At 51.3% G+C, this 11,455-nt stretch carries 11 protein-coding genes; 6 read left to right on the top strand and 5 right to left on the bottom strand.

The features are described from left to right. Positions 1-47: 47 nt before the first annotated feature. A complete protein-coding gene (locus ACTUJZ_RS04130; protein WP_463634986.1) occupies positions 48-833 on the top strand; it encodes a DUF748 domain-containing protein in 786 nt (261 codons plus the stop codon). 353 nt (positions 834-1,186) lie between these two features. Next, positions 1,187-2,026 carry a mechanosensitive ion channel family protein gene (locus ACTUJZ_RS04125; RefSeq protein WP_463635243.1) on the top strand — a complete coding sequence of 280 codons (840 nt, stop codon included), beginning with the start codon at positions 1,187-1,189 and terminating at the stop codon, positions 2,024-2,026. A gap of 350 nt (positions 2,027-2,376) precedes the next feature. On the opposite strand, the gene ACTUJZ_RS04120 is transcribed toward ACTUJZ_RS04125, so the two are convergent. From ACTUJZ_RS04120 to ACTUJZ_RS04110, 3 genes are all read right to left on the bottom strand, one after another. Beyond that, positions 2,377-3,120, bottom strand: coding sequence for a hypothetical protein (locus tag ACTUJZ_RS04120; RefSeq protein ID WP_463634985.1), 744 nt, complete (start codon positions 3,118-3,120; stop codon positions 2,377-2,379). Positions 3,121-3,380: 260 nt separating this feature from the next. Further along, entirely contained in the window at positions 3,381-3,992 is a 612-nt protein-coding gene (locus ACTUJZ_RS04115; protein WP_463634984.1) for a helix-turn-helix transcriptional regulator, read from the bottom strand. Between the two features lie 242 nt (positions 3,993-4,234). Next, positions 4,235-6,436: a YgiQ family radical SAM protein gene (locus ACTUJZ_RS04110; RefSeq protein ID WP_463635242.1), complete on the bottom strand. Its 2,202-nt coding sequence runs from the start codon at positions 6,434-6,436 to the stop codon at positions 4,235-4,237. A gap of 130 nt (positions 6,437-6,566) precedes the next feature. Here ACTUJZ_RS04110 and ACTUJZ_RS04105 point away from each other — a divergent pair, with 130 nt between their 5' ends. After that, positions 6,567-7,037: an EVE domain-containing protein gene (locus ACTUJZ_RS04105; RefSeq protein WP_463634983.1), complete on the top strand. Its 471-nt coding sequence runs from the start codon at positions 6,567-6,569 to the stop codon at positions 7,035-7,037. Here ACTUJZ_RS04105 and ACTUJZ_RS04100 read toward each other — a convergent pair. Continuing rightward, a complete protein-coding gene (locus tag ACTUJZ_RS04100; RefSeq protein WP_463634982.1) occupies positions 7,034-7,789 on the bottom strand; it encodes a DNA/RNA non-specific endonuclease in 756 nt (251 codons plus the stop codon). The genes ACTUJZ_RS04105 and ACTUJZ_RS04100 overlap by 4 nt on opposite strands. A 145-nt stretch (positions 7,790-7,934) precedes the next feature. Between ACTUJZ_RS04100 and ACTUJZ_RS04095 the strand changes: the two genes are divergently transcribed. Continuing rightward, positions 7,935-8,579 (top strand): nucleotidyltransferase family protein, encoded by a 645-nt coding sequence (locus ACTUJZ_RS04095; RefSeq protein ID WP_463634981.1) that lies wholly within the window; start codon positions 7,935-7,937, stop codon positions 8,577-8,579. After that, complete coding sequence (locus ACTUJZ_RS04090; RefSeq protein ID WP_463634980.1) at positions 8,576-8,878, top strand: hypothetical protein; 303 nt, start codon at positions 8,576-8,578, stop codon at positions 8,876-8,878. The genes ACTUJZ_RS04095 and ACTUJZ_RS04090 overlap by 4 nt, the downstream gene beginning before the upstream one ends. Here ACTUJZ_RS04090 and ACTUJZ_RS04085 read toward each other — a convergent pair. Next, complete coding sequence (locus ACTUJZ_RS04085) at positions 8,875-9,459, bottom strand: exopolysaccharide biosynthesis protein (RefSeq protein ID WP_463634979.1); 585 nt, start codon at positions 9,457-9,459, stop codon at positions 8,875-8,877. The genes ACTUJZ_RS04090 and ACTUJZ_RS04085 overlap by 4 nt on opposite strands. Before the next feature lie 131 nt (positions 9,460-9,590). On the opposite strand from ACTUJZ_RS04085, the gene ACTUJZ_RS04080 reads away from it, so the two are divergent. Beyond that, positions 9,591-11,435 (top strand): GGDEF domain-containing protein, encoded by a 1,845-nt coding sequence (locus ACTUJZ_RS04080; RefSeq protein WP_463634978.1) that lies wholly within the window; start codon positions 9,591-9,593, stop codon positions 11,433-11,435. Positions 11,436-11,455 lie beyond the last annotated feature (20 nt).

Genomic DNA, 11,455 nt, shown 5'->3' with positions numbered 1-11,455 from the left:
TTAGGCTGGTTAAAGGAATACTCTAGCTACGTGTAAAAGGACACCCTATGAAAAAGGTTTTGATTGTTGTACTGGTCATTGCGCTGATTGCAGCCGGTGCTATTTGGTATGTACTGAGCGGGGCGGGCGATTTTATCCGCACCCAGATTGAGGAAAAAGGCACGGCCTACCTGGATACCCCAGTATCGGTGGCGGCGGTAGAAATTGCCTATCAGAAAGCCAAGATGGATATCACCGGCTTCAAAATTGCCAATCCAGATGGGTTCACCGACAGTGATGCCATTACCATGCGCACCATGACCTTCGATTTGGGCGCGGTGACCTCAGAGCCCTATGTGGTACAAAATGTGGCCATTGATGCGCCAGAAATTTTGTACGAAATGAATGCGCAAAATGAAAGTAATCTGTTGGTGCTCAAGCAGCGCCTGCAGGATAATTTACCAGCCGAATCAGAACCCAAGCCCGACAGTGGCGAGCCCATGGCCCGGGTCATTGTGGAGCAGGTTACCATCAGCAATGCTAAATTGCGTCTGGATTTTGAAGCGGTTAACACTGCGGATCTGCAAATCACCAAGAAAAACTACGAAGTGACCCTGCCAACCTTTACCGCCGGCCCGGTGGGCAAGCCGGATGGCTTACCGGCCAACGAAGTGGGTGCGGCTATCCTGGATAGTATGCTGGAGCAGGCGATTGCCCAGGCCAAAGAACAGGCCCGGGAAAAAGTAAAAGAAAAAGCCCGCGAAAAACTGCAGGAAAAAACTGACGAGCTAAAAGACAAGGTCAAAGAAAAAGCCAAGGAAAAGCTCAAAGGCTTGTTTGAAAAAGACAATTAAAACCAGATTGAGAATATCTGTGTGCCGGCGAATTACGCCGGCTTTTTTATAAGCTTTGCTGTGCTCTAGCGGGCTTGAGCCACCTTAGGTCCAGGTCAAACTTACCAATTTGCTTTGTGCCGGACACGGATCTATCGCTGGTTATTTATACCAGTCCGCTTTGTACGTGTAGCGGACTTTTTCAATCGAGTCTCTGCTTGTCGTCAATCAGTAGCACTAGAGCCAGCAGCTTCATACTGTAACAAGCGTTATTTGAAGGAGTAATCGGACCAATTCCACACGGGTTGAATCAAAACGATCTAAAGCTCTTTCTTCAATGTAAACAACATGTTTAATAAATGACAGAGGTATTTATGGAAGATTTCTTCGGAACTAATATCGATTTATCGGATTTAACCGAAAAAGCCATATCATTGGTGATGACTTATACCCCCAAATTGTTATTGGCCATTCTTACCTTGGTGGTGGGTCTATGGTTGGTGAATCGCTTTGTGAGTTTATTGGACCACAGGCTGGGAAGAAAGGATCCCACTTTAAATAAGTTTTTATGCGGACTTATTAGCGTCATTTTAAAATTGATGTTGTTGATTTCTGTCGCCTCTATGATCGGTATTGAAACAACCTCATTTATTGCCGTAGTGGGTGCAGCTGGTTTGGCCATAGGTCTAGCGTTACAAGGCAGCCTGGCGAATTTTGCTGGCGGTGTGCTAATACTGATTTTCAAACCATTCAAAGTGGGTGACACCATTGAAGCACAAGGTTACTTGGGTTCCGTGGATGAGATACAAATTCTTTATACCATAATTAATACCTTCGACAATAAGCGTATTGTCATCCCCAACGGTAGTCTGTCTAATGCCACGTTAACTAACGTCAGCGTATACGATAAGCGACGCTGCGATATGACGTTTGGTATAGGCTATGATGACGATATCGACAAAGCAAAGGCAGTGTTGCAGCGCCTGTTTGAAGAGGATGAGCGATCATTGTCCGACCCAGCACCCAGGATTTGTGTGGGTGGATTAGGCGACAACTCAGTCGATCTGATGTTTCGCCCCTGGGTTGCCACAGATGACTTATGGCCTTACTACTGGGATATGCAGGAAAAAGTAAAAAAAGCCTTTGATGAAGAAGGGATTAGCATCCCTTATCCGCAGCGAGATGTGCATCTCTATAAAACGAGTGACGATTAATCTCCCAATTCGGAGATAGCTTTGTAAGCTATCTCCGATACTTCCAAAAATTGGCTTATAAACTCGGGAGTCTGGCAATATGAATTTTAGCGGCCCAGAAAAATATCGAAGATAGTAGCAGCTACTCATCGTCGCATATCTAAGAGTGTAGCGCATGAGTATAAGAAGTATTGACGCTATGTCATACTCAATGTATCAGGTGTAAATGGCTGCTATGTGGCCCACAGCGGCTGTCAGGTTTAAGAAGCTCGATCGTCTGCTGTTTATCTTTTTCTGCCAGTCAAAATAACTTTTGGTTAGATAAGGTAGGTAAAATCGCCTGGATTTTTTACTAAGTGAAAATGCTTATATTAATTTAGACCTAGCGCCTCCTGGACATTGATAGAGCTAACACCTAATTGTTTTGCGTTTATTGCATCAATCGAATCGAACTGAATTTTACAGCCAGCATCGATCATATCGAGCCAGGCATTGCGCAGGGCATCTGGGCGCTTACCCGTCCAGAACGACTCGGTTTTTTTGATATAAGCGACCACCGGGTCAATGTAGCCATCGCTGTAGAGTTGTCGAACTAAATCAAAGTCTGGACCGAATGTGTCCAAATGTGCTGAGTCGACCTCATCTATTGCGTTGTGCAGTTGTTCAAATGCACGCTCGAGGTCACCTTCTCGATAGGCAATCCATGCTCTTGCAATATCTACATAATGGTTTTCAGTACTGAACCCATCGTAAACATCGCCAGCTATTTGTTGCTCTCGGCTCATTTTTCTTGCGTGCTCAAAGGCTTGGTCAATTTTCAATTTAACCAATTCAATTGGCTCAAATTGAGCGCTGTATTTAATATGCCGACTTAAATTAGTGATAACCCGGTACACGTTACTATTGATTGACAGGCTCAATTGATAGTCACGCAGTGTATCGTCCAATAATCGCCGGTTTCTCGTTTCAAAATACTTAAAACGTTGCGCGATATATTGATGATATTCAGGGTCATCACAACCTTGCAAATAATCTGCATGGCCTTTGATACTAACCACAATACTGATGAAAAAAATGGTAGAGAGTAACCGTTTCAAACCAGTCTCGGGATGCATAGATGTTAATCTTCATACTTCAAAAGCGGTGGGCTTGATCGAAAGTGAACACAATCATTGTTTGCTACTATGATAGATGCCTTTAACAACCAAACTACCCATCGGCCTGAAGAATTTGACCGCTCGTTCCTTGTCGTCAGTGGATCACCGCTTTGAGTGCGGTGAATGGCCGCAACTCGTTTATAACTGTCTGCCAGATGAGTTCCGTAATCTTTCACTAAAACCGAAAAAGCAGATATAAGCGACTTTAGCCTATAATTTTAATTTTCTGCCTTCTCGTGGCTTGTCCACAACGCCTTTGCGCTTTGAATTCTGATCCCCTCATCAGTGCGGTCGATCGTTGGTTTGATTAACCGTATCTTGCCATCAGGTGTGGTTAACACGGCGGTGTATTCGCTTTCGCGAGAGTCCGACGTTGGAGATAACGTGAACTCCATGTCATCAGGCAATACCAGGGTGACTTCCCCTTCTAAAAGCCGTTGGCCCAGTGCAGTGTTAAACTGCATTTTTTTCGCCTCCACTAAAAAATTAGGCGCAGCTGTGGTGGCGCTGGTAAGCACTACACTGCTTATTAAAGCGGTAGCCAGTATGCCCAGCGAGGCCTGTTTGAGGTGGCGGCGAAAAAAGCGGGTGTGGGGTGGAGCCTGCTTATGGGAGGGCTGTTTATCCGCGGGAGCTGGTGACACCAGCAATTCGTGATGAGACTTGTGAAAGGCGGCTGCCAGCGCTTTACGTGTTTCCAGTGAAGCGGTACCGGTATTTTCCACCCGCTGGATTGTGCGTAAACTTAGCCCGCAAATGTCAGCCAGTTGCTGTTGGCTCCAGCCATGTTGATGGCGCAATTGTACAATTATTGGTGCGTGTATTTTCATATCCCTGCCTCAGCCTTGTTATGTTGAATCTGTGTTCAGCATAACCAGGTTATCCATGGTTTAGTGACGTCACTGCTGCGACACGCTTACGACCTCTTTACGACAGTAGGGTAACAACACTGCATTTAAGCTACCAGATAACTATAAAACAGCCAATCTTTGAACCAGCCGGGTTCTTCTTCCCCCGACTGTGTTCAAAATGATGCGCTGTGCACCAATATCTCAAAGAGCCTTGTGGTCGTTTACGGCTTCGCGGGCTTAGCCTGCGGTTTGCGCGCATTGCTGCCAGGCTTTGGCTTTCGTCCTTGGGTTTTGAAGCCCTTAGGCGGCAAACCAGTATGTTTGGTCAGTGCGCGCTGGCCCCGGCCGGCTTTACTGGCTTTTGCCCGTTTTTCATCTTTGCTTTCCGGTGGCACTAAATGCTGGGGCCCGCGGCCAATCAGATCTTCACGGCCCATCTTAGTCAGTGCCTGACGGATCTGAGCAAAGTTTTTCGGGTCATGATAGCGCAACATGGCTTTGTGCAGGCGCCGGTGGATTTCACCTTTGGCTGAGGGTACCGCGTCGCTGTCTTTTTTCACCTTACGCAGACTGTTCACCTCGGTGTGATACATGGTGGTCGCCGTGGCCATCGGTGAAGGGTAAAAGTTCTGCACCTGGTCCAGTTTAAAGCGGTTCTCTTTTAGCCAGATGGCCAGGGCCAACATGTCTTCATCGGTGGTGCCCGGGTGTGAGGCGATAAAATACGGGATCAGATACTGTTTTTTACCGGCTTCTTCAGAATACTTATCAAACAATTCCTTAAAGCGGTAATAGCTGCCCATGCCCGGTTTCATCATCATGCTTAAGGGGCCATCTTCAGTATGCTCAGGCGCAATCTTCAGGTAGCCGCCGGTATGATGCAGTGCCAGCTCTTTGACATATCGCGGATCTTCCACCGCCAGGTCATAGCGTACGCCCGACGCAATCAATACCTTTTTGATGCCCGGCAGCTCGCGTGCCCGCTTGTACAAATCAATGGTCGGTGAGTGATCGGTGTCCATGTGGGCACAGATACTGGGGTACACGCACGACGGCCGCTTACAGGTGGCTTCGGCCTTTGCACTTTTACAGCGCAGGCGGTACATATTGGCGGTAGGCCCGCCCAAATCTGAAATCACCCCGGTAAAGCCAGGCACCGTATCGCGGATAGTTTCAATCTCGCGGATGATGGAGTCTTCCGAGCGGCTTTGGATGATGCGCCCCTCGTGCTCGGTGATGGAGCAAAAGGTACAGCCGCCGTAACAACCACGCATGATATTGATGCTAAAGCGGATCATGTCGTACGCCGGAATGCGCTCTTCGCCATACACCGGGTGGGGCACCCGCTGATAAGGCAAATCGAATACCGCGTCCATTTCATCAGTTTCCAGCGGCATGGCCGGTGAGTTGATCCAGATATGACGATCGCCGTGGCGCTGCATCAGTGCCCGGGCACAGCCAGGATTCACTTCCTGGTGCAAAATCCGTGAAGCATGGGCATACAACATTTTGTTGTCACGCACGGTTTCAAATGCCGGCAGCTTCACATACACATTTTCCCAAGGTTTACGCCGTTCAGCCGGTTGTACCACAATTGGCTTAGCGGCTTGTGGTTCCGAATCAGCAGATGCCTGGTCGGCTTTGTCACACTCCGGCTCCATTTGATAGGGGCTGGGAATAGGGTCGATTTTGCCCGGTTTATCCAATGAGGTGGAATCCACTCCTTGCCATTCAGGCAAGGCTTGTTTCACAATAATGGCCGTACCGCGGATATCAGTAAGATCGGCAATGTTTTCACCGGCAGCCAGACGATGGGTGACTTCGACCAGTGGACGTTCAGCATTACCAAAAAATAGCATGTCGGCTTTGCTGTCAAACAGCACCGAACGACGCACTTTTTCTGACCAGTAATCATAATGCGCGATACGCCGCAGGCTGGCTTCGATGCCGCCTACAATCACCGGCACACCCTTAAAGGCCTCGCGGCAACGCTGAGAATAAACTGTGACTGCCCGATCCGGGCGCTTACCGCCCACATTGCCAGGGGTGTAGGCATCATCGTGGCGCAGTTTTTTGTCCGCGGTATAGCGGTTGATCATGGAGTCCATGTTGCCGGCGGTGACCCCAAAATACAGATTGGGCTTGCCCAGCTTCATAAAGTCGTCTTTGCTGGTCCAGTCAGGCTGGGCGATGATACCCACCCGAAAGCCATGCGCTTCCAGCACCCGGCCGATGACGGCCATACCAAAGCTGGGATGATCCACATAGGCATCACCGGTCACCAGAATGACATCGCAGCTGTCCCAGCCCAATTCGTCCATTTCGGCTCTCGACATGGGTAAAAAGGGCGCGGTACCAAAGCAGTGCGGCCAGTATTTAGGGTAGGAAAAAAGGCCGCGGTCGGCTTTGATGGTGGCTTGCATAAACAACAACTGGTGAAAAAAAACGGGCTGCATTGTACCACCGGGGTTGCCGACAATCATTGTTTTGACGCAAACTTTAATAATCCACAGCAGCAGGCGTGGCGCCTGCCAGCCCACTAAGGATTTTTGCATGGCAAAATGGTTGTTTAAAACAGAACCTGACGCATTTTCAATTGACGATTTGGCGCAGCGCCCGAACCAGACCGAACCCTGGGACGGCATTCGCAATTATCAGGCGCGTAACTTTTTGCGCGATGACATTGCGCCCGGCGACAAAGTGTTTATTTACCATTCAAGTTGTAAAGATGTCGGCATTGCCGGCGTGGCCACCGTGGTCAGCGCCGCCTATCCGGACCCCAGTCAGTTTGACCCGGAGTCAGATTACTATGACCCAAAATCCAGTACTGATGATCCGCGCTGGGTGTGTGTGGATGTGCAGTTTGCGCACAAGTTTCCTGGTGTGCTGAGCCTTAAAACCATTAAAGCCATGCCGCAGATTGAGCAGATCCCGCTGGTTAAAAAAGCCAGCCGCCTGTCGGTTATGCCGGTAACCGACACCGAATGGGAGCATCTTTACCAAGCAGCTGACAGTTTGGGTTAACAGCCCAGGCGGCTGGGCAGCGCGCCCCCGTCCAGCGACAGCGCCGGTGCCAGGCCGGGCATAATGTCCATGCCGCTGCGCACTTCCACCTGTTCCAGACTAACCCGGTATTGGCAAAAATTGTCTTGCTGGCGAGCTTGCTGGGGCATGATAAACGCCACACTGGCGGTACTGCCGCCGGTGTTCACACTGATCACTTTAAAAAAGCCGCTGGGCAACTGATGTGCTTCATCCGCCTGCGGTAACTCGCCAAACCAACTTTCAAACAACGGGCCGGTCACCACGTGCACAGTATTGCCCTCGCGGGCCAGCTTGCGTACCGCACTTTCCAGATATTTCCACGGCCCACGATTCAAACCACTGGCCTGCGGGGCGATATTGGACAGATAATTTAACTCGCGCCAGCTTGGGTTCTGGCTAAAAGTGGCCAGCGGCACCAGGTGGCCGCGGTCGGTGCCTAATGTGGCATAGGCGTCTTTATAATCGTCCGGCTCCAGGGTACTGGCGTCAGTCAGTAAGGGATCGGCGCGCCAGTAGCGCGACCGCGAGGGGCCATCCAGACTGACAGCGGTGACCTCGTAGGCAACCCAGTTGGCCAGCTTGGTGTGTGAGTTATTGTTAAGGGTGTACACATCATGTTCAACCTGCAGCCCACTGATTCCGGTGGGGCAGCCAAACAAACAGTGCGCAGAAAACGCCGGAAAGCTTACAAAAAACAACGCGCTTAGCAAACGCACAGCACAGCTTAGCATACAGTGTCTCGTCAAAATTTGCGCTTAATGTAGATAAAAACTGGCCCTAAGTACAGGTGACACAGAATGTTTGATAGGCTAGGGCTTAATGATTCATCCAAACATTCAGTCTTTGCCCAGGGAATCACCAGCATGAGTTCATGGTATGCACACTATTAATCCGCCTGGTCAACCGGTGTTTGATCCTCAAGCCGGTGCCAAAAACATGGCAGGGGATGAACCATCCCTTATTGCAGCAACCTGTGCATTGATCAAAGCCGAGCCGTACTGGATGACATGCTTGGCAGCGGTACGCACCCTGCGCCTGCCTCAGGCCATGATTGGGGCCGGTTTTGTGCGCAATCTTATCTGGGATGCCCTGCATCAGCGCCAGCCGCGCGGGCGGCTCAATGATGTGGACGTGGTATTTTTTGACCAGGCTGACATCAGCAAAGAGCACGAACAGACGATCGAACAGCAATTATCTGCATGGGTGCCAGGCACCACCTGGCAAGTTCGCAACCAGGCCCGCATGCATATGCTTCATGACTGTGAGCCTTTTACCAGCACCCGGGCCGGCATTGATCGCTGGGTGGAAAAGGAAACATGTGTGGCGGTGGCGCTGGCCCCTAACGATGAGTTGGCGGTATATGCGCCCTATGGGATCCGGCACAACTGGGCGGGAATAATCAGTATCAACCCACGCTATCCGCGCCCTGAACTGTATCGCCAGCGCGTAGCACAAAAACAATGGCTTAAACACTGGCCGCAGCTAACAGCACAGTGGCCGCAAGACGGAGCAGCAGAATGAAGGAAAGTCAGGGATTAATTGATTTTTGTCAGGCAGAGTTGCGTGAGGTTTATCGGGCCAGCCGTGAGGGGCGCGAGGACGAGCCACGCTGGTACCGGTTGGAGGGTATGATTCACGCCGCGCAAAGGCTTAATGTGTTAAGCCAGGCTGATGCCCGTCAAATGATTGATGAGGCACATCTGGAAATATATGGCTGTAGCCGCGACCAGCGCCGGCACAAACAACAGCAACTGGCGGCGTTGCGTGAACAGGACCCAGATAAATACTACGCCACACCGGCCTACGAGCGTTTGCGTTAACCCTGCATCATGCCAATAGCTTTGTACACCAGATAGGCAGTCCCGCTTTGTAGCACCAGCCCGGCGATGATAAATGCACCGTCTCGGTTGGTGATACCAATGGCAGTGACGCAAATCGCAAACGCCGGCAAAGCGGCAGCCAACGGCATGATTTCTAGCGGGATCATGCCCAGCGCAGCGACCCCGCTAATAAGGGCTACAAGATTTTTGAACGGTTTTTTGGCCAGCTGGGGCAAGCGGGTATGAAACCAGCTTTCCACCTGATCCACATATGGGCGCGCTTTGTCAGTGGCCGTGACCAGTTTATCGTGTGACAGCGAACGATGCTTTAGCCCGGAAGGCAGCCAGGGATGATCGCGACCAGCAGCCAACTGGCAGCAGACTAAAAATAAGGTGATCCCACATAAAGATGGCACACCGGGGATCGCGCCGGTTGGCAGCAGTACCAGCAGGGCAGGGACCAACATCAGGGGGCCAAAGCCACGCTCTTCAAAGCAGGCCACTACGTCGCCGATCGTTACCTCATCGCTGGTTTCGTCAACCAGTGTGTCCAGCAATCCCATTATGCTTTGTGTGCTCATAGACCCTCGAATCTTTCATCTGATATTGCTTAAATACTTGTAATATGTGGGGTTAGGTTCATAAGCGTGCACAAGTACAGTTCGTTGCTATAGTTAGATTACTTATTGCCCGGTACAGGATGACAGGCACCATGCCCCGGTTAACCCGCTTCGCCCAGTTTTTGACAGGCTTGCTGATAGTGGCCAGCGCTCCTGCGCTGCGGGCTGAATTATTACTGCCGCCGCTTACCGGAACAGAGGTGTTTGACACCGCACAGATGCTGCGGGAGAGCCCGGAGGGAGCCGTGGCCAAAGCGTATGCTGATTTGCGCGATGCGCCTACCGATGAGGTAAAAATTCAGGCGTATCTGGAGCTGGCCATGGCCGGCGTTTTGGCCGGCGACAGTAAAATGAGTATTATTGCCATTGAGCAGGGCTTGGGCATGCGGCCGGCTGAGCCGGTTGCACAGCGTTTTTTGTTATTAAAAGCCTGGTTACATAAGCAGCAGTATAAGCCCGAACAAGGATTACCACTGGCACGGGCGGTGTTTGACTGGGCTCAGGCACGCCAGCATGGCGCACTCACTTTCGACAGCTTGGTCACAGAGGCGCAATTACGCATGGATTTGCACCAGTATGAACTGGCCGGGCAGCGTTACCAGCAAGCGCAGCAACTGGTCGAGGATGGCCGGGTGGCAGCAACCCATGCTCTGTATTTGCCCATTGCCCAGGCCTTACTCGCCCAACGGGACAGCAGCCAGGCGCAGGCGTATTTACTTAAAGATATAGAACAGCATAGCCTGCCCATGTCCGACAGTCACCGCGGCAATCTGCATCTGGCCCTGGCCGAGGCCAGTTGGCAGCAAGAAGATGCGGTGGCTGCACTGACTTATCTGCAACAGGCAGAGAGCCTGTTTGAAGCGCAAACCGATATGCTAGGTCTCGCCCGCACCTATCTGGCAATGGCCGATTTACACTGGGCCATTGGACATACCGATAGCGCTCGGTATTATTATGCCCAATGCCAGGCCAGTGTGCCGGATGGTGCGGCACATCAGGACATCGCGGCGCAGGCTTTTATCGGCCTTGCCCGGACTTGGTTGAAGAGTCGCCAGCCCGATGCTGCCCTGACTGCGCTGGAGCAGGCCCGGCTTTATTCGCAGGTAGAGGAAACCGCGCTTTTTCAGCAGTTGGCGGCACAAGTCAGCATGCAGCAGGGCAATGCGACATTGGCTTTTATGCAGCTGGAGCAGGCGCATAATACTCTGCAGGTGGAGTATGCTGCGCGCGATGCATTGCGCCGTGATGCCATGCAACAGCAGCTGGTTACCCAGGCGGCGCTGCTGAATGATGCCCAATTGCACGCTACGTTTTTGCAGACCCGACTGGCCCAGGATAGCTGGTATCGACATGGTGCCTGGTGGGCCAGTGGCGCGCTGGCCCTGGTCGGGCTACTACCAACGCTATGGCTATGGCGAGTGCGTCGGGCAGGCCAACAACTTGCGCCGGTAGACAGCGATGCGCTGACCGGGCTGGAAAATCATCAGGCAATCATGCGCCGGCTCAATGCACTGGTGAGTGGGAAATCGCAAAAACCTGTAATTGTGGCGGTGATCGAAATGGACCGGCTGGAAAAATTCAACGAAGCCTGCGGCTTTAATTTTGGAGACAATCTGATCAAAGCGTTTGCCGATCACGCTCGCGTTGCGTTTTTGCCGCAATATAGTTTTGGCCGAATCAGCGGCAAAAAGTTTTTGCTGCTCATGAACAATGTCAGCCACGACGATGCGGTGGCGCAAATTAACCATTTTCGCAGCCGTGTGGCGCATTTACCTGAACAGCTGGGTGACAGCAGTCACCCGCTGAGTATTTCGGTGGGCTTTATTGAAACCCATGAATCTGCTGATCTTAACGCTATTTTGGATAAAGCCAGCCTGGCGCTAAATCATGCCCGTAGCGCCCCCCGTGATAAAGTCACCTGCCGCTTTGTGGCTTAACAGATCCGCCCGGCAAGCGC

Source organism: Alteromonas sp. WD8-37, assembly GCF_055326825.1.
This window is presented reverse-complemented; position numbering and strand designations above follow the sequence as displayed.